The organism is Gilliamella sp. M0320 (assembly GCF_016101635.1).
In the GTDB taxonomy this organism is placed as follows: domain Bacteria; phylum Pseudomonadota; class Gammaproteobacteria; order Enterobacterales; family Orbaceae; genus Gilliamella; species Gilliamella apis.
The window spans coordinates 102,815-122,484 of record NZ_JACFQD010000002.1 but is presented as its reverse complement, the minus strand read 5'-3'; the positions used below and the strand labels follow the sequence as shown (position 1 = coordinate 122,484).

The 19,670-nt window shown below is 32.5% G+C and carries 18 protein-coding genes and 1 tRNA gene; 7 read left to right on the top strand and 12 right to left on the bottom strand.

Annotation, left to right across the window (positions count from 1 at the left end; genetic code table 11):
• Positions 1–512 precede the first annotated feature (512 nt).
• Complete coding sequence (locus H3T83_RS03105) at positions 513–1,583, top strand: acyltransferase (protein WP_198215072.1); 1,071 nt, start codon at positions 513–515, stop codon at positions 1,581–1,583.
• Between the two features lie 21 nt (positions 1,584–1,604).
• Here H3T83_RS03105 and H3T83_RS03100 read toward each other — a convergent pair whose 3' ends face one another.
• Entirely contained in the window at positions 1,605–1,781 is a 177-nt protein-coding gene (locus H3T83_RS03100) for a hypothetical protein (RefSeq protein ID WP_198215071.1), read from the bottom strand.
• A gap of 556 nt (positions 1,782–2,337) precedes the next feature.
• Between H3T83_RS03100 and H3T83_RS03095 the strand changes: the two genes are divergently transcribed.
• Positions 2,338–2,640 carry a hypothetical protein gene (locus H3T83_RS03095; RefSeq protein WP_198215070.1) on the top strand — a complete coding sequence of 101 codons (303 nt, stop codon included), beginning with the start codon at positions 2,338–2,340 and terminating at the stop codon, positions 2,638–2,640.
• 18 nt (positions 2,641–2,658) lie between these two features.
• Here H3T83_RS03095 and H3T83_RS03090 read toward each other — a convergent pair.
• Together H3T83_RS03090 and dnaQ are read right to left on the bottom strand one after the other, a co-directional pair.
• Positions 2,659–2,735, bottom strand: a tRNA-Asp gene (locus H3T83_RS03090).
• A 113-nt stretch (positions 2,736–2,848) separates the two neighbouring features.
• The gene (dnaQ, locus tag H3T83_RS03085; RefSeq protein WP_034903680.1) at positions 2,849–3,583 is read right to left on the bottom strand and encodes a DNA polymerase III subunit epsilon; all 735 of its coding nucleotides are present in this window, start codon (positions 3,581–3,583) and stop codon (positions 2,849–2,851) included.
• 195 nt (positions 3,584–3,778) lie between these two features.
• Between dnaQ and rnhA the strand changes: the two genes are divergently transcribed.
• Genes rnhA through H3T83_RS03070 form a run of 3 tightly spaced genes read left to right on the top strand, consistent with a single transcriptional unit; the run spans position 3,779 to position 6,301 of the window.
• The gene (rnhA, locus tag H3T83_RS03080; protein WP_065651259.1) at positions 3,779–4,252 is read left to right on the top strand and encodes a ribonuclease HI; all 474 of its coding nucleotides are present in this window, start codon (positions 3,779–3,781) and stop codon (positions 4,250–4,252) included.
• A gap of 27 nt (positions 4,253–4,279) precedes the next feature.
• Complete coding sequence (gene gloB, locus H3T83_RS03075) at positions 4,280–5,008, top strand: hydroxyacylglutathione hydrolase (RefSeq protein WP_198215069.1); 729 nt, start codon at positions 4,280–4,282, stop codon at positions 5,006–5,008.
• A 42-nt stretch (positions 5,009–5,050) separates the two neighbouring features.
• Positions 5,051–6,301, top strand: a complete 1,251-nt coding sequence (locus tag H3T83_RS03070; RefSeq protein ID WP_034903686.1) for a transglycosylase SLT domain-containing protein — start codon at positions 5,051–5,053, stop codon at positions 6,299–6,301.
• On the opposite strand, the gene H3T83_RS03065 is transcribed toward H3T83_RS03070, so the two are convergent.
• The 6 genes from H3T83_RS03065 to rlmC form a co-directional block, all read right to left on the bottom strand.
• The gene (locus H3T83_RS03065) at positions 6,288–7,061 is read right to left on the bottom strand and encodes an endonuclease/exonuclease/phosphatase family protein (RefSeq protein WP_065612973.1); all 774 of its coding nucleotides are present in this window, start codon (positions 7,059–7,061) and stop codon (positions 6,288–6,290) included. The genes H3T83_RS03070 and H3T83_RS03065 overlap by 14 nt on opposite strands.
• 1 nt (position 7,062) lies before the next feature.
• On the bottom strand, positions 7,063–8,625 hold the full coding sequence (gshA, locus tag H3T83_RS03060) for a glutamate--cysteine ligase (RefSeq protein WP_086364900.1): 1,563 nt from the start codon (positions 8,623–8,625) through the stop codon (positions 7,063–7,065).
• 230 nt (positions 8,626–8,855) lie between these two features.
• Positions 8,856–9,380, bottom strand: a complete 525-nt coding sequence (locus H3T83_RS03055; RefSeq protein ID WP_082205070.1) for a HugZ family protein — start codon at positions 9,378–9,380, stop codon at positions 8,856–8,858.
• A gap of 53 nt (positions 9,381–9,433) precedes the next feature.
• Complete coding sequence (locus tag H3T83_RS03050) at positions 9,434–11,080, bottom strand: ABC transporter ATP-binding protein/permease (RefSeq protein ID WP_198215068.1); 1,647 nt, start codon at positions 11,078–11,080, stop codon at positions 9,434–9,436.
• A gap of 119 nt (positions 11,081–11,199) precedes the next feature.
• Positions 11,200–13,395 (bottom strand): TonB-dependent hemoglobin/transferrin/lactoferrin family receptor, encoded by a 2,196-nt coding sequence (locus H3T83_RS03045; RefSeq protein ID WP_198215067.1) that lies wholly within the window; start codon positions 13,393–13,395, stop codon positions 11,200–11,202.
• A gap of 305 nt (positions 13,396–13,700) precedes the next feature.
• Entirely contained in the window at positions 13,701–14,843 is a 1,143-nt protein-coding gene (rlmC, locus tag H3T83_RS03040; protein WP_198215066.1) for a 23S rRNA (uracil(747)-C(5))-methyltransferase RlmC, read from the bottom strand.
• Positions 14,844–15,057: 214 nt separating this feature from the next.
• On the opposite strand from rlmC, the gene map reads away from it, so the two are divergent.
• Positions 15,058–15,846 (top strand): type I methionyl aminopeptidase, encoded by a 789-nt coding sequence (gene map / locus H3T83_RS03035; protein WP_065578734.1) that lies wholly within the window; start codon positions 15,058–15,060, stop codon positions 15,844–15,846.
• A gap of 203 nt (positions 15,847–16,049) precedes the next feature.
• Here the strand turns inward: map and H3T83_RS03030 are convergent, their stop codons facing one another.
• Together H3T83_RS03030 and H3T83_RS03025 are read right to left on the bottom strand one after the other, a co-directional pair.
• The gene (locus H3T83_RS03030; protein WP_198215065.1) at positions 16,050–16,919 is read right to left on the bottom strand and encodes a co-chaperone YbbN; all 870 of its coding nucleotides are present in this window, start codon (positions 16,917–16,919) and stop codon (positions 16,050–16,052) included.
• Positions 16,920–16,947: 28 nt separating this feature from the next.
• Entirely contained in the window at positions 16,948–17,718 is a 771-nt protein-coding gene (locus H3T83_RS03025) for an SDR family oxidoreductase (protein ID WP_065578732.1), read from the bottom strand.
• A gap of 99 nt (positions 17,719–17,817) precedes the next feature.
• Between H3T83_RS03025 and H3T83_RS03020 the strand changes: the two genes are divergently transcribed.
• Entirely contained in the window at positions 17,818–18,510 is a 693-nt protein-coding gene (locus H3T83_RS03020; RefSeq protein WP_065578731.1) for a 5'-methylthioadenosine/adenosylhomocysteine nucleosidase, read from the top strand.
• Positions 18,511–18,581: 71 nt separating this feature from the next.
• Here the strand turns inward: H3T83_RS03020 and rnd are convergent, their stop codons facing one another.
• A complete protein-coding gene (rnd, locus tag H3T83_RS03015; RefSeq protein WP_198215064.1) occupies positions 18,582–19,670 on the bottom strand; it encodes a ribonuclease D in 1,089 nt (362 codons plus the stop codon).

Below are 19,670 nucleotides of genomic sequence, written 5' to 3'. Positions count from 1 at the left end.
TTAAGTATAACTTTTAAGAATTGGCGGAACGGACGGGGCTCGAACCCGCGCCCCCCTGCGTGACAGGCAGGTGAATAGAAGACGATAGTATTTAAAAACAATATGTTACACTTTTTGCATTTTTTGCTGTGACGTAAAATAACGTAATTTAAATTAAAAAAACGTGATGTGTTGACACAAATTTGACACACAGTTAATTCACATAAAAATATTTTAGTTTATGATATATAAAACTAACTATTTTTGATCTTATGATAACAATAAAACACTATACCGATTTATGTACGAATGACACCCGACGATTACGAAATCGAACTATCGGGCGAGTGCTACATAATCAACAGCCACGACAAGTATTACTACGTTTTCTATCAAAATGATGATGACATGTTAGATGTCCCCGATTTTGTGATGCTACATGACGCTGTTGAATATAGTAAGTTGAAGATTGATAGTGTTTTATTAATATGCTTGGTATGTTAAACTGCTATTTTTGGTAAACGGTTTTTATTATGTCAAATTTAGCTATCAATAAAAAAACAATTTCTCCCAGCACTAGAATTGACTCTATTGATTTCATTCGTGCAATAAGTTTTTTGATGATTGTTGCGGGTCATTTTGTTGGCGCATTGTCACAAAATGGGATTGATCACCATTACTTCCATAAATATTATTTAGGAGGAATTGGCGTTTCTTTTTTTATTATTACTTCAGGTGCTTCACTATACGTTTCAACAAAAAACAAATTTGATTTAAAAGTTTATATAAAAAAGAGAATTGCAAATATTTATCCTTATTTTTGGATTTGTTATATTTGTGTTGCTGTTTTTTTATTTTTGTCATTCTCAACCGTTTGTTTAGGAAAGGACCCTGTCAGACTTCTAATAACATTTTTAGCATTAGATGGATACTTAGGTTCAACCGTTCCAAATACTTATTATTTGATTGGAGAATGGTTTACCGGTTTTATACTTCTTGTATATATATTATTCCCATTCGTTCTTTGGTTAAAAAATAAAAATATTTATATTGCAATCACGATCATTATTATTTCATCTTTGATTGCCATTCAAAATACACATTATATAGTTGAGCATTTTCTTTTATGGAATGATGATCCTTTTTGGAACCCTATCTCTAGACTACCAGAAATTTTACTTGGGGTGCTTATTATTGATCTATTATTATTGAAAAACAAAAAACTAAATTTCTTTACAGCGTTTATAGCATTATTATATATCATAATTGTTATTACATTTATAGAAAATCACTACATGACATATAATATGTGGGGAATTAGCATGTGGGCAATGACATTTGTCATAATTTGCTGCTTGTATGAAAATATAATAATCCCAAACTCAGTTAAAAAAATTATATTATTTTTATCAGAATATTCATTTGTGGCATTTTTACTACACCACCAAATAATATATTATCTTGTAACGAAAATACAATTTCATAAATTTGGTAAATTTCAGTTTTTTTATTTTTATGTAATTATAGTCTTACTTTGTTATTTTTTAGCTTATTTAATAAAACCAATTGGAGACAAGGTAAAAAGAAAAATACTAGAACTTTAAACCAAGAGTAGAGCATCAGCTCTACTCATGTTGTTTAGCTATTGTTTTTTTATTTGCTATTATCTCGTATCCCGTCGATTGTTTCTCCAACAAATCTCTATATTCAGATTGTGTTATTTCAACAGCATCTTTTGGGGTACTAGTATGTATAGCTTCAAAATAAAACCCCATAATTGTTTTACTAAAATATATTTTCATATTAATGTCCTATGATTTCGTAATGAATAGTAGGAACATATCACAGTACTGATGACAAAATCGCAATCGTAAATACTGTTGGTAAACCATCTAAGTTTGCAGTTGCAGATATACCGAACATTGCGTACTGATTGTTGAAAGCTCCACATGTAAATGTAACATTTACTGAATCCGCGTGGTTGGAAAATGCAATTGATAATAGTATTCGATAATAGTTTGTATAGTATTTTATACCGTTAATCACAACAGAAATGTAATCGCCAATCGCTGGCAATTGAACCGTCCCCCACTGCCTAATTAAACCTGACGGTATAATTTTAAACCCAGAATTGCCAAGCATGGTTTAAAGTAGGTTTTATATAAAATATGTGACATGTCAACAACTGATGCCGTATTTTTTGAATGTTAGAACAAAAACATCAAAAGGAATAATCAAAGGATACAAAAGGAAAGACAAAAACGGATGCTGGCTTTTTGAAGAGGAAAATCTTGATCAATACATAAAAAGCGAACACAATAACATCTCACAAGAGGTGTAGCGACATAAGGAGTTAAAATGTCAAAACAACCTATTAAAATCTACACGCGAGGGGAAATCTATCAGTATTCGTACAGTTCGCCAGACGGTACCAAAAGGGTACGCAAAAACTCTGGGACTAAAGCCTTAGAACTGGAAGCGCGTGAATATGAAACTAATTGGCGAGCTGCAAAACTTGGTGCGTGGAGAAAGGCTGAAACTGTTAGACGTTATGTCAATTTGTCATTACGGCATTTGCTAGCAACTTCTGAAAATGCACTATCTGAAAATGTCACAGAGTATTGCAATAAAAAAAACACTTCCGCAGAGTGCTTTAATTAATTGAAATTCTTTAGAAATTGGCGGAACGGACGGGGCTCGAACCCGCGACCCCCTGCGTGACAGGCAGGTATTCTAACCAACTGAACTACCGCTCCGCTTTTTAGACTCTTTAATGCAGAACATTAAAGTAGGCGTGATATTAAAGATTATTATTATTTTCGTCAATATAAATTTTTAAAATTATGTTCAATTGAATAGAAAACAATCATTAATGCTCTTTCCAAAGCGCCCCACCACTTTTTTTATCAATTTTTTCTAAAATTGAATCATGCGCAGATAGTTCCGCTTCATTAGCTTTAATTACTGTAAGTGGTATCCCATTACGTTCAATTTTTTTCACTGCATTATTCGTCATTGATGAAGATAAATTATCGTCCGAACTAAATGCCAAAGTAGTTTGTCCCCCGGTCATTGCTAAATAAACTTCAGCAAGTATTTCAGCATCCAGTAAGGCTCCATGTAAAGTACGATGAGAATTATCAATTTGATAACGTTCGCACAATGCATCTAAGTTATTACGTTTACCCGGGAAAAGACGTCGAGCCATTGCTAATGTATCGGTAACAATACAGTGATCGGCGGTTTTATAGTCTAACCCACAAAGGCGAAATTCATAGTCCATAAAGCCAACATCAAACGAGGCGTTATGAATAACTAATTCAGCACCATCTATAAATTTAATAAAATCATGTGCTATATTTTTAAAAATCGGTTTGTCTTTAACAAATTCATCACTGATACCATGAACTTTAAAGGCTTCTTCATCAATTAAACGTTCTGGATTGATGTAAACATGAAAATGATTGCCAGTTAATCGTCGATTTAATACCTCAACTGCACCAATCTCAATAATCTTATGACCTTCATAATGATTATTACCGTCTTGATTCATACCTGTAGTTTCTGTATCTAATACAATTTGGCGGGTTGAATGTGTTATCACAATATACTCTTCTTTATCTATAATTGGGAATTTAACAAATTAATGGTATAGTCTAACACCAAAACGTACTGATGTTGATACCTCCACTGTTTTAATCAATGATTGATACAACATTAATAATGGCTTATTAATATTTATATTAAGCTAAAATTTCTTGAAAAATAATCACGTAATAAGTTTATAACTATGTCAAATATACAAAAAAATATTGAAATATTCACTGATGGATCTTGTTTGGGTAACCCTGGACCTGGTGGTTATGCAGCTATTTTAAAATACAAAGAAAATGAAAAAGTATTAGCTCAAGGTTATTTTAACACCACTAATAATCGCATGGAATTGCTTGCTGCCATTGTGGCGTTAGAATTACTGAAAGAACCCTGTCAAATTAAGCTTTATTCTGACAGCCAATATTTACGTAATGGCATTTCGAATTGGATTTATGGTTGGAAAAAAAACGGCTGGAAAACCGCAAAAAAACAACCAGTAAAAAATGTTGATTTATGGCAACGTTTAGATGTATTAGCTAAGTTACATACCATTGAATGGATATGGGTAAAAGGTCATGCGGGCCATATTGAGAACGAACGCTGTGATGAAATTGCCAAAACGCAAGCTGAATCGCCCACCTTACATGATACTATTTTTGAAGCATCATTAACCGATTAATCAGATAAAATAGAAGGTGTAATTACCATGTATCAGTTACATGTTATTCCTGCCCTAAAAGATAATTATATTTGGTTACTTGAAAATGCTAATAAACAGGTGGTTATTATAGATCCAGGTGAGGCTGCTCCAGTGCTAAGTTATATGAAAAAATATCACTTATCACCCCTTGCAATTTTACTCACTCATCACCATATCGATCACACTGGTGGGGTAACTGAGCTAAAAGCAGCTTATCCCGATATTGAAGCTTATGGGCCAAGTGAAATTAATTTGCAGATTAATCATCTCGAAAACATCAATGAATTATTGATTGGTGATTTTCGATATAAGGTTATTTCAGTACCGGGACATACATTAGGACATTTAGCTTATTATTGTCAGCCATATTTATTTTGTGGAGATACATTGTTTTCCGCTGGTTGTGGTAGAATTTTTGAAGGTGATTATAAGCAAATGCTAAGTTCGCTGAATAAATTAAAGCAGTTACCTGATGATACCCTTATTTGTGCAGGACATGAATATACCTTAACTAATTTAGATTTTACTCAAATGCTGGTTCCTGAGGAGCAAGTTATCCATGAGTATTATGATTTTATTTGCAAAAAGAAAATTACTTTGCCTTCTATTTTAACCCAAGAAAAACAGATCAACTTATTTTTACGTTGTGAGGACAAAAATTTACAAAATAAATTTAATTGTAACAATGAGTTAGAGACGTTTACTTTTTTTAGGAGCCAAAAGGACATTTTTTAGGTATAATACTCAGCTTAAATTAATGTCCTAACTTATAATCTAATGAAAAAATTATTAATATTTACAGTGTTATGTGCTTTTTTAGTCGGGTGTCAAAATCATGGTTCACGATACAACGCTGGCTCAAAAAAATATAATGCTAAATCAATAGTTAATTCTAGCGTTAAAAGTGGTGGTGTTAATTACGCTTCAGTCACGCAAAATCCTTGGCATTATATGTTAAAGCAAATAAACGTTAACGTTCCGAATAATAGCCGTGTTGTTGCCGAACGCGAACGTTTATTACGTAATCCAAAAGGATTTGAAAATATTGCGTTACGATCTGAGCCTTATGTGTATTACATCATTAATCAGTTACGAAAAAACAAATTACCGGTTGAATTAGCTTTAATACCGTTAATAGAGAGTGCTTATGACCCTTTAGCCACCTCTCCTGCCCAAGCCGCTGGTTTATGGCAATTTGTACCTGTTACCGCTAAAGAATATGGCTTAAAACGTAGCAATAGTTTTGATGGCCGACGAGATCTAATCGCATCAACAGGTTCAGCAATCTCTTTGTTACAAAATCTTAATAATCGATTTAATGGTGATTGGCTATTAACATTAGCTGCCTATAATGCTGGTGAAGGTCGAATTCAAAGAGCTATTGATAAAAATAAAGCTAAAGGTTTATCAACTGATTATTGGTCGTTAGATTTACCGACAGAAACAATGCATTATGTGCCAAAAATATTAGCTATTATCGATATTGTTAAAAATAATAAACGTTATGGTATTAAATTACCTGACTGTAATTATGAAAATTCATTAGTTAGAATCGATATGTCTAAAAACGTATCATTGGCTAAAATAGCGCAATATTCAGAATTATCACTTAGCGATTTAATGACATACAATGCAGGTTATGTACAACAAACAGTAAATGGCCCTTTCCATCTACTGGTACCTTATTCTCATGCAGATAAATTATTTAAAAAGTTAAAAAGTGAAAATTTAGTTGCTAATCAAGTAACTGAACTTTTAGAAGATGTTCCGCATAACAATATGCCGTTTGAAATAAAATCTACCACTATTCAATATACCAATACTACAGTAAAAGATACTAAATCAATGTTAAATAGTGGCAAAAAACAGATTACGTATCAAGTTAAAGCGGGTGATAACCTTTATACTATAGCGCAAAATTACCGAGTTAAGATCACCGATCTTTTACAATGGAATAAATTAAAAAATATGCGTGTTAAAGAAGGTGATATATTAACAATTAATTTGGTCAATTCTAATCCAATTTAAATTTAACAAATAATGGATTATGATCTGATGCGGCTGTATTAACTATATTAGCCGCATCAAGCTTCAACCCTCGATAAAAAATAAAATCCAGTGGCCTACCTAGAAACGTTTTTCTTATATCAATCGAGAAATTAACCGGTTTGAGATTTATTGAACGTATCAAATGATAAAGTAGGCTCAACCGTTGCCGACTCCAAGCATTAAAATCACCCGCTAAAATTACTGGTCCATGATGTTGCTTAATATAATTTAATAACATATAGATTTGTTGGCGGTAAACTTTCACCCCTAGACTAAAATTAATGGCATGAATATTAGCAACTAATAGTTGTAGCGTTGAATTTTTAATTGGATAAAGAGTGATTAATGCTGATTTTGGTACACGGATGAATGGTTCTCTTTCTCTAAAGGAGAAAATTTGCGTTGGTTTTATGTCTGTTATTGTCATAACTCCAGCATAAATATCATTTAAACTATAGGCTGGAACATGATCGGCAATTTTGTTATGCCGAGCAATAAAATTTAATAATTGGGACGTGGTTTGAGCTTCTTGTAATAATATCAACTTAGTTTGATCTGCATATTGCTCAAGGATATTAATACAATCTGCTCTTTTCTGTTTAAAAATATTCCAAACCAAAACCGAAAAAGACTGTTGGTCGATTAACGGTTTGTCATGCATAATTTTATGGTTTGGTAATATTAATTCAACATCACTTTTTCCTTGATATCGTAATGTATAATCGCGATGTTTAAACATTTTAGCTGTTCATTTTTTCTTTTAGATATTCATCAAATGACATAGTGTCATTTTGTTCTATTTTCTTTTGTTTTTCAATTGATAACATTCGTTGTTGATTAAAATCATCTTCAGTTAGAACTGATAAAGGTTCTGAACTTAGTTGTTTTTTATATTGAGTAGCTAAAGCTAAACCAAATTTGGCTGTGCCCAAATCACTAATCGCGGCTAACGTTCTCGCCGATAATGTCAATTCCGGTTGATCAAACATCAGATCAAGCCGTTCACAAACTTTTCGATATTGTTGTTTGTCGTCTTGATGATCAAGTACATCGGCGACTCGAAGTAAATCTTTGAAAAGTTCATGCCCTACTTTAGCTAACGGTTGTCGATAGCTATCACAGCCTAATCCAATTTCTAATCCTGGTTTACGGCCTTCAATAATCACTCTATTCCAATTTAATTTTGCACATTCTAGCTCTGCACTACTCATTTCAGGAGCAGGAGCTAAAGCACACCAGATTAAAAATAGGTCAATAAATCGAATTTGTTCCTCGGTAATACCAATTGGTGAAAATGGATTAACATCAAGTGCTCGAACTTCTATATATTCTATGCCACCACGTAGTAAAGCATCGGATGGCGATTCCCCTGATCTTGGAACTCGTTTTGGCCGAATTGGTGCGTAAAATTCATTTTCAATTTGTAATACATTATCATTCAACTGTCGATAATGGCCATCAACCTTAATGCCTAATTTGCCAAATTCGGCAGATTTTGTCTTAGTAGCCCGTTTTAACCCCTCAACATAGGTATCTAGATGATTAAAGGTGATCCCTAATTGTTTCTGGGCATTATTGGTATAACCAATATCACTCATTCTTAGTGAGGTAGCATAAGGTAAATAACAGTTACCATTAGTTTGTTCGATGAACGCTTTTGCTTTTTCTGGATCTTGAATAAATGACGAGCACATTGATGGCGATGCACCAAATAGATAAGGGATAACCCAACCAAAACGGTAGTAATTACGAATTAGAGTAAAATACCCTTCCGAAATAACTGCTTTACCTTCTTCACTGTTTTTAACACCATCTCTCGCTTGCCAAAATGCCATAGGTAATGAAAAGTTATAGTGAACACCTGAAATAGTTTGCATCATAGCACCATAACGATTTTTTAAACCTTCACGATAGACCGTTTTAAGACGTCCTTCATTAGATTTACCGTATTGAGCTAAGATAATGTCATCTTCTTTGGCAACGAAACAAGGCATGCTAAGTGGCCACATTAACTCATCGCCAATATTTACACTGGCATAGCGGTGTAAATCTCGTAAAAAAGTTAACATATAATCGATATTGGTATTAACTGGAGTAATAAACTCTAATAAAGATTCTGCAAAGTCAGTCGTGATCCATGGATGAGTTAATGCAGCACCAATTTTTTCAGGAAACGGCGTTTTTGACAACGAACCATCAGGCAAAATCCGTAATGTCTCACGTTCAAGGCCTCTCTGAATGCCTTGTAAAATAGTATAATGTTTTTCTAACCAACTGAGAGCTTTCGAAACATCAGGAACCATAATATTAACTATCCTAAATTCAGTTTATGTTGGCTTAATTTTATCATAGTTTACTGGTTAAGATAGGCAGTTTTCTTGATTGAGTGAAGCTATTTTAAGAATATGAATCCTCAATCGAAAATAAAAAAACTATTATTTAAAACATTTAAGCAAAGAGTGGAGTGATGAAAAAAGCCATTACTTAGTTAATAAGTAATGGCAATATTATAAATAATGCTTAGATAATGATATTAATTACTAGATTGTTGTTTTTGCTTAGCGACATAATCTTCATCTACTGGTATTACCGTTTTATTTTGTGGATCGATAATATAGGTTTTACCAAAACCAATTACTAATCTTCCCTCTTTCGGGGTTAATTTAAATAAATTAAAATCATTCATTTCAGCTAACATATAAACCATTTTGCTCACTTTTTTAGCTAGCAGATCGACAGTAGAATCAAACTGCTCAGTTCCTCTTTCGACAATGGTTGCCAAAGCATGGAAAGACAATCTTCTACGAGCATAAATATTCTTAGTATTAGATTCATCATCAATAATTAAAAAAGATATGTTTGAATTAGCTTTGATATTTTTACTATGTGGTGCTAAGTCTGAAATTAAAATGTAATAGTCATTACCGTCAAAGAAATAAGGTGAATAGCTAGTATCAACCGTTCCTGTTTCGGTGATTGTTGAAAGTATGATAGTTTGCATTGTTTCGTGTAAATCATCTATTGTTTTTTGTACAATATCATTTTTGGACTCAGCCATAAATTACTCCTTGATTTGTTTTAATATTTAGTTAAATAATCTGTTTTCAAAAATCATGATAAATTTAATTGATAACACTTATTAAAGTAGTTCGATATATCACTATGAGAAATTATAATAAAACTACTTGTTGGTAAGTTAGTTTGTAACAATTTTAGCAATTGTTTTTCGGCTACTTTATCTAATGCATTGGTGGTTTCATCCATAAAAATCCAATCCGGTTTATGCATTAAAATTCTCGCAACTACTAAACGTTGTTTTTCTCCACCAGAAAGTGTATTTAAATTATCATTAAGTAAATATTTATCGATATCTTCAGAAGAAAAACCCACATCAAACAGTAATTGTTTAATAACAGTAAGATCTTTCTCAAACAATGGTTCTGGATAGCTTACTGCATGAGCCAATCCTCCCATAGGAAAGTAAGCATTTTGTGATAAAAAGAGTTTCTTTAATTTAGGAACCTTGACCACTCCATCATAATATGGATAAAGACCAGAGATTATTTTAAAAAGTGTTGATTTACCTATACCTGATGCGCCAGATAAAACAACTGATTCCCCTTTGTTAATATGGAGATCGGGTAATTTTAGTAAAATCTTTCCATCAGGTTTCTTTATAATTAAATTTTCCAACGATAAACGTTCATTTCCATTTTCAGCTTGATTAAGTTGTTTAAACTGATAAGAGACTTGTTCAGTCTGTTGAATAAATTGGCCCAAACGATAACTACATGCTATCAGTTCGGCCAGTTTGTTATAATTGAAAATAAACCAAGATAAATTAGTTACTACATTACTAAATGATTTACTAATTTGCATCAATGATCCTAAACTAACTTTACCGATTAAATAGATTGGTAGAGAAAAAAAGGTCGGAATACTTAATACGGTTAAATAGTAAGGCCGAGTAAAACAACCTAAAATAAATTGCCGTTTAATCAGCTTATACCAATTTTTTACAATACTATTAAAATGTTGATCAAATTGTTGTTGTTCAACCTTTTCTCCCTCTAATAATGCAACAGACTCTTTCGCTTCTCTAAATCGAGTTAAAACAAAACGGTAATTTGCTTCTAAATGTTGTTGCTGAATTAGTAAATTTTTTAATGGGCTTCCCAACTTATGGGCAATATATGAGGTCAAAATGACATAGATAGGGGCTAACCAAATTAAATAATGTGAAATGCTAATATCAATATTGAATAGACTAAATTCTAACACAAAATTATTGGTTATTTGCCATAAAAGAATAAAATAGGAAAAAAGACCGATACATTGTGTAATAAATGAAAATCCTTCGTTAGTTAATCTCTCGATAAATAAATGGCAATCTTCAGAAATACGCTGATCTGGATTGTCTATGTTTGCTTGATTATTATTTATAAACCAATAGGCTTTATGATTCAGCCAATGACTTATTATCGTGTCATTTAAAACTTTACGCCAAGTTATGACTAATGTTTTTCTTAAATACTCGATGATCAAATAGGTAATGGCACCAAAAAAAGTTAACATGATAAAAACTAATAATTGCGTTATTACCGCTTGCATATCGTACTTTTCTAATGCGTTATAAAAGTTTTTATTCCAATTAATCATTTCAAGACTGATTCTGATTAGAATGATATTTAAACTTATAATAATAAAAGCATAACCAAAACCTAACTTTCCTTGCTTGGATTTGAAACAGAGTTTCATAAGCAAGATGATATTTTTCAATGTTTGCAAAACTTATATTCTCGAAACTAAATATTTTTTCTATTTACTACTATCAATATCGTTATTGAAATTTTGATAGTAGTAATCATCCTTAATTATTAGAAATTTATAACCGCACTTATGGCAAATGTTCTTCCTGGCGCTGTTTGTAACTCGATAGGATTCGTCACTTTGACATTAGTTTGCGGATTTTTATAATAACTACTAAACATAGGCCATTTAAAATAACGACGATCGAAGATATTTAATACTGAGCCCCTAATAGTAATATTCTTGCTTGGATGCCAATTTAAATAAGCATCATAAATGGCATAACCACTTGGTTTAAATACTTCATCTGAAGACGAGCTATCTTTCGATACATGTGAAACCGCTTTAGAAAAAGTAGCTAATACTTCGGTATCAAAATTGAAATCAGGAAGATGCCATTTTAAACCGAGGTTACCTTGTAATGGCATAGCATCATTAAAGTAAGATTTTTTCTCTCCAGGTGATTCTTGTTTTTTACCATATTGATACGAAGTCGATGCATTTAATGTCCAATTTGGATAAAATTGCCATTCAGCCGATGATTCAATGCCCCAAAGATTAACTTTAGATAAATTTTTATAGGTATAATCTTTTGGTCCAACACGAATAAAATTCTTTATATAATCACTATAATCAGCTTTAAAAAAGCCTACACTAAACCAGCCTTTAGAAAAATCGCCTCTTAACCCTGTTTCATATGATTTTACTTTTTCTGGTTTCAATTTAGGATTAGGGATTAGATTCATACTAAATGATGGCAAAGAAGTATATAACTGTTGAGCTGTTGGCATTTTAAAACCTTCAGCATAACGAGCATAAACTGAGTATTGATCGGTAATATTAAATAAAGCACCTAATTGGGGAATAAAACGATGTGATGTAATCTCACGAGGTTCTTTTCCTTCGATGACTGCATAATGGCTATCTGCATTTGGTTTGATTTTATAAGTTGCATAGCGTAAACCAGGTTTAATTTTAAAACGTTCACTAATTAAATGAAATTCATCTTGCAAATAAACATCAGCTCGTTGTGTTTTAGAATTAGCAAAATTAAACCCTCCACCAATGGTTTTTTTACCATTTTTTGTACTTTCATTACGATAGTAACTACGGGTAATATCGCCCTGAAAACCATAAACTAAATCATGACTACTGTTTAAAAAGTCAAAGTTTGAGTTTAATTGTAAATCCAATTGCCAGAATTTTTCTTTATAATCATTAGTTGTATAGGTATAAATCGGCTTTTTTCTTTTATCTTTTTGTTGGCGATGTGATTTTAAATAACGTTCTTGAGGAGAATAAGAGATCATGGTTTTAATTTGATCGACAAACCCAACTGACGGCATCCAACTATCATCGATGGCAAACCTTTTACGAGTTTGTATTTGTGTTCTTCGATAATCACCATTGAAAGTTCCATTAGATTGTAAACCGTAATCATATAATTGTTTTACAAACGAGTTAGAACGGAAATTTTCAAATGTTAATTTTGTTTCCCGATTATCATTATGATAAACCAATTTAGTTAGCATATTTTCTGCTTTCGCATCTAAAGGATTTAGTTTATTACATCGAATGACATCTGCTCCTCGCGGACATCCCCAAATACCCCCATTCGCTTTAGCTTTGCTTAACCTTGCTTCTTGATAATCTCGACGACTAAAACTTAATAAACCTTCTAAATTAGGCATTAGTTCAACAGCTAACATACCGGTTTTGGTGTTTTGTTTATTCAAACTATCATAACCACCATTAACTCTAACTGCATAAGATTTACCTTTAAGTAAATCACTAGGATCTAATGTTTTAAATGCCACAACACCACCAACCGCATCTGCACCCCACAAAACTGATCCAGGTCCACGTATAACTTCCACGGCTTTCATATTTGATAAATCAATAAAATTTCTGTTTCCGTCTTGTATACTTTCAATAACTCTTGAGCCATCTACTTGCAACTGAACACGGTTACCTGACATACCACGTATTCTAATTCCACCAAGGTTACCAAAAGGATCGGTACCAGAAGTTTGTCTATTTACTGATATCCCTGGCATATATCTAACTAAATCTTCCATCGTTGACATTTGATGATCATCTATATTTTTCTTAGTCACCACATCAACCGTTTCAGGGATAGCCAATTTAGCTTTCTTTTGTCTACTCGCCGTAACCGTAATTGTTTCTATATCATCACCATCAGCAAATACAGGGAAAGGTATTGAAGCCACTATCATCATTAGCAATATTTTATTTATTTTCATTTTTCACCACAAAATTAGATTAATGAACTGCCTTAACCAATGCCCCAATATTTGATAATTATCATTTTTTGATCATTAATCTAGCAAAAATAATAAACATGATCAATAGTAATGATAATTATTAACATTTGCTAATGATTATCATTTAATATTATTGAGGTAATTATAAAAATTGAATAGAATCAGGATAAGAAATCTTTATACGCTAAAAATAAAAGGTAAGAACAAAAAGATTCACAAAATTGGTTAGGCTAGATTTATTAGTATTCATAATAAAAACTAGCCTATATTGGTGTAATGATTTATCAGATTTTTTCTAACAAAACTAACACTTCCATATGAGATGTATGAGGGAACATATCAAACAATTGTACTTTGATCATTTGGTAATGAGTCAACAATTGTAGATCTTGTGCTAATGATGACAAATTACAACTTGAATATAAAATATAATTAGGTTGTATATTTTCCAGATATTCGACCAGTACTCTACCTGCCCCTCGCCTTGGTGGATTAAGTAAGACTAAATCAGGTGTCTGGTTTTGATGTGTTGCATATTTAGTAGCATCTAATGATTCAAAATTAAGTTTGTCATAACCTAGCTGTTTAGCAGATTTTGATGCGCATTCAATAGCATCAGAACTAATTTCAATTCCTGTTAATTGAATATTATCGTTATTGGCATGACGAACACAATGCAAACCAAATCCTCCCACACCACAAAAGAGATCCCAAATAGAATTTACATCTAAATTCGCCAGCCAATCACTAGCCGTTTTATATAATTTTTCAGCAATATAGCTATTTGTTTGAAAGAAGCTTTTTGATTTTATATAAAGTGGTATGTGATTTAACCTAAATTCTAGAAAAGGATTATCCGTTAAAATTAACTCTTCGTTACCCTCTAATATGGCGGCATGATTAGGTTGAATATTAATCGATACGACTTGTAGATTATTTATCTTATCGATTAAATTGTGCAAACTATTGCTTATCTTCTCGACAAATTTATGTGATTTTAATACAAACCGTAGCATAAAGTGGCTTTTATCATCGATAACACTTTCGGTAATAATGACAAATTTTAACTCCCCTTTCCGCTTATTAATATTATAAGGAACCAATCCCTGTTTACGGATATAGGTACGAACCATTTTTAGGATACTTTGCATATTAACGCTATAAAGCGGACAATCACACAGATCAATGATCTGATTATCATTTTGTATACCTAATAAGGGTTTTTCAACCGTGCCTAGCACCGCCATTTTAGCTTTATTGCGAAAACCTTGCTCAGGGCTAGCAAATGGATCTTTAACTTCTTTAGGATTAAACTTTGCTAAAGTTTCAATTAATTGGTTTTGCTTTTCATTTAATTGAGATTTATATGGTTGATTTATTTTATGACAAGACAAACATTTATTTTCTTGATAATAACTACATTGCATTTTATGAAAACCTTTTTTTATAATGCATTATTATATAATTAAATGGTTTTAAGCTGTATTAGTTTTCTTTTTTTATGTCCAAAAACCCCTTTCCTCAAAATTTTTTAACAAAAATTTAAAATTTAATCATTATACTTGATTTATCAATAGCTATGATTTGACGAAATAGCGGTATATGATAGGATATTGCCATACAAATTATAGGAACCCATTAATGTCTATTAAGTTAAAAACCCCCGCTGAAATCGAAAAAATGCGTATTGCTGGTAAATTAGCAGCAGAAGTTTTAGAAATGATTGAACCTTATGTAAAACCTGGTATTAGCACTGGTGAACTAGATCAGATCTGTTATGAACACATTGTTAATGTGCAAAAAGCTATTCCTGCCAACATCGGTTATCATGGTTTTCAGCATACCAGCTGCATTTCAATTAACGATGTAGTATGTCATGGTATTCCAAGTTTTGATAAAAAGTTAAAAGATGGTGATATTCTTAATATTGATGTGACCGTAATTAAAGATGGTTTTCATGGGGATACCTCAAAAATGTACATTGCAGGAAAACCAACTGTTGCCGGAGAAAAACTATGTCAAGTCACACAAGAGAGTTTATACGAAGCCATTAAAATCATTAAACCGGGGATCAGATTAAAAGAAATCGGTAAAGCAATTCAAAAATATGTTGATAAATTTGGCTTTTCTTCTGTTCGTGAATATTGCGGTCATGGTATAGGTGAAGTATATCATGATGAGCCACAAGTTTTACATTATGATGCTGATGATGGCGGTGTGATATTAAAACCAGGTATGACCTTTACTATTGAACCGATGGTAAATACTGGGGATTGGCGTACTCGTACCATGAAAGATGGTTGGACAGTTAAAACCAAAGATCATGGATTGTCAGCCCAATATGAGCACACGATCTTAGTTACAGATAATGGTGTGGAAGTTCTAACCCTTCGTAGTAATGAAAACTTTCCTCGCGTTATCGAACATTAAATAAAAAAGATTCAACAATGCTCAATTGTTGAATCTCTTCATTTTATATAACTTAACCTAACTATCTAGAATTCAATTTTCCACGATTTTTTTATTCATTAACTTTACTGCGAAATATATTTCTAGGTTGTGATATTCGTCCTTAATATCCAGTTGATCATAAAAAAGCGTCCAAAATCCTTCAAGCTTTGGTTTTAGCAATTTTAATATAATAGCGTATAAAGCTTACGGCGATAGCTACTAGCAAGTGCGTTATTGGTTCCTAAAGCTGCTAATAGATCTAGTAAAGTTTTCTTCACCTGCCCTTCACCAGCATTCAGATCTTTTGTTAAAGGTTTAAACAACAGTTCTAATGCTTCTTCGTGCCGACCAACTTGCATTAGTTGCGATGAAAGTTGAATCATTAACTCAACATTATCTGGCTGTTTAGCTAACTCAGCTTGTAATTGCTGTAATTCAGGTGAATTTGCTGCTTGTTCGAGTAACTCAATTTCGGCTTGTAAACCGTGGTAAGCTGAATCCTGATCTTGTAATGGAATAGTTGCCAAAACATCCTTAGCTTCTGCTAGTTGTTTTTGTTCAATTTGGCTTTTCGCTAACATTAACGCAATATCTGATCTTGGTTTACCTAAATGATCTTTAAGTACAGTCCAAGCTTGTTTTAATAAAGGTAATGCTTGCGCATATTGGCCTTCATTAAAAAATTGTTGCGCTTCAATAAGTTTCAATTCATCTTCATTAGGTAAAATTTTATCTAAAAAGGTTTTGATGGTTTCTTCATTTTGTGGGCCTTGAAAACCATCAACAGGTTGACCATTTTGAAACATATAAACGGTTGGAATTGCTCTAAGCCCAAACTGTGCTGCTAACATTTGTTGTTCATCACAATTTACGCTAGCAAGAATGAATTGTCCTTGATGTTGTGTTGCTAATTTGGTTAACGTATCTGTCATTTCTTGATAGTTAGGACTTCTTGGTGACCAAAAATAGAATAACACAGGACTACTAGTTGATTTTTCAATAATTTCTTGAATATTCTGTTTATTAACATCAAAAATAAATTGATTTGACATAATCTATCCTATAAATAAGTTTAACTGATTATTTATTTTGTAAAATTTTATCCATTAATCTATCTGGAAGCAAACGTTTAGCTATTGCCGCCAATTTAGTTACTTTTGTTACCCTGTAACGTATTTTCGGTTTGTTATGCTCTAATGCGTGATACAGATATGGTAACACCGCTTCAGGGGCTAATGTAAAGCGTTTAGCAATAGGTGGATTTTTTACTATTTTTTCTTTTTCGGTCTGATTTACATTATTTGAAAAATAGGTTTTTAATGGACCTGGTTCAATTAAACAAACTTTAATATTGGTGTTAGCTAACTCTAAACGCAGTACATCAGACCATGCTTCTAAAGCATATTTGCTGGCAGAATATGCGCCTCTACCCGGTGTTGCGACTATGCCAACAATTGAGCTAGTTTGAATTATTCTACCTTCATTTTGTTCAATCATTGCCGGTAATAATAATTGGGTTAATTGATGAACACCAAAAAAGTTAGTAGAAAACTGTGATTCTAATTGTGATCGACTGATGGTGTTTAAACGGCCATAGACGCCAAATCCAGCATTGTTAAATAACGCATATAATTTACCCTCACACAAGGTTAATACTTGTTGCGCAGCTTGATTAATTGAATCGGCATCGTCTAAGTCTAATAAAACGGTTTCAAAACCTTGCTCAATTAATTTTTGTTGGTCTGCTATTTTGCGGCATGATGCAATGACACGATAACCTCGTTTTTTCAGAGCGATAGCTGAAATCAATCCTATACCGCTTGAACACCCCGTTATAAAAATCGTACGCAAATTTTATCTCCGTTATATTCATTTATTGTCAAGTTAACTTACAGCAATTATGATAGCACATTTAAAATAAATATACGGTTAATAAGCCAAGAGGACCATATGAAAATTGCTATTATCGCTGCTATGGAAGAAGAAGTAGCCATACTAAAGAGTAAAATTACCGATTATCAATTAGAGCGTCATTTAGGATGTGATTTTCATATTGGTAAAATAGCCAATTGTGAAATTGTATTATTACAATCAGGCATAGGTAAAGTTGCTGCAGCCTCAGGAACAACATTATTATTAAATAATTATCAAGTTGATGCAGTCATTAATACCGGTTCAGCGGGTGGGCTGTCAACGGAACTGAATATCGGTGATATTATTGTATCAAAAGATGTATTTTATCATGATGTTGATTTAACCGCCTTTGGATATAAACCAGGTCAAATGTCAGGTTGTCCTGTTTCGTTTGCTGCTGATGTTAATTATCAATCATTAGCTAAACAATGTATAAAGAAACATGGGGTCAACGCTGTTGATGGCTCAATTGGCAGTGGTGATGCCTTTATCAATGGTAAAAGCAATTTAGAACGGATCAAGCAAACTTTTCCTGATGCAATCGCCGTTGAAATGGAAGCTGCCGCTATTGGCCATGTTTGTTGGTTATTTAAAGTACCTTTTGTGGTGGTGAGAGCAATTTCTGATAATGGAGATAATGAATCGGCAGTTGATTTTCAATCATTTTTAAAACTTGCTGCAGCCCAATCATCAAAAATTGTTGAATCGATGCTAAGTGAACTAGCTTAATATAGAGATTGGTGTCAGAGTAATTTGACACCATTTAACTAAAATTTTGTCATTCTTACATTATGGCTTAATCAATTAGGCAGGTCATATTGTTCAAATAATGGTTTACGCCATCCTGACAGAATTTCTGGAATTTCACCTTTCCTATCATTTTGCCATTTTACATACTGATTGATTAATCGTCTTGAAAGTATTAATTCGCTGTTAAGCCCTGTTTGTGATGCTATTTTTTCAGCGATTTTTTTCAATAAATCAGCAATGTTTTTATAATTTGGATAACTATTAATACGTTGAATTGCCGGAATAATAGGTATAGGTTGAAGCAATATATCCAAAATTGTTTGACCATATGCACGAATATCTTTACCTTTCATACCCAATTTATCAAGTTCTGCTAAAGAAGTTGGTTGATAACGCGCAATTTTCCATAATATCTCTTCGTGCACCACAAAATTCAACGCTATGTCGTGAGTTTTGGCAAATTGATAGCGCCAGCAAGCAAGTTTAGCTAATTGCCCTAAACTATCCCCTTTAAATTGCCAGCTATTTTTAATATTTAAGTAAGCCTTTTGAGGATCAAATGTTTCACATTTACGCGCAATTGCATTTCGACATTCTTGATAAGCAGCCGCTAAATAATCAATCGATGTAAGCTGAGATTTTAAATTATCCATTAATGGAAACAGATATAAAACATCATTAATAGCATAATCACACTGTTTTTCAGTCAAAGGACGTTTTAACCAATCAGTCCGTGTTTCACTTTTATCTAACTCAACGCCAAGATATTTATTGACTAAACTTGCATAACCACTACTGATGGGATTATCCAAAAAAGAAGCTAAAATTTGGCTATCGATTACTGGAGAAGGAACACAATTAAATGCATGAAGAAACACTTCAATATCTTCGCTACAGGAGTGAAAATATTTTTCAATATTAGGATTGGTTAAAATTGCTAAGAATTCCTGCCAATCGTTAATATTAAGCGGATCAATTAAAGCAGCATGTTGACCATCAAAAACCTGTAAAAGCCCTAAATGAGGATAAAATGTCCTAGTTCGCACAAATTCAGTATCCAATGCTATAGCACTACTATTCTTGATCTTTTGACAATAATTGGATAATTCATCATTACTAATAATAAATTGATAATTCAA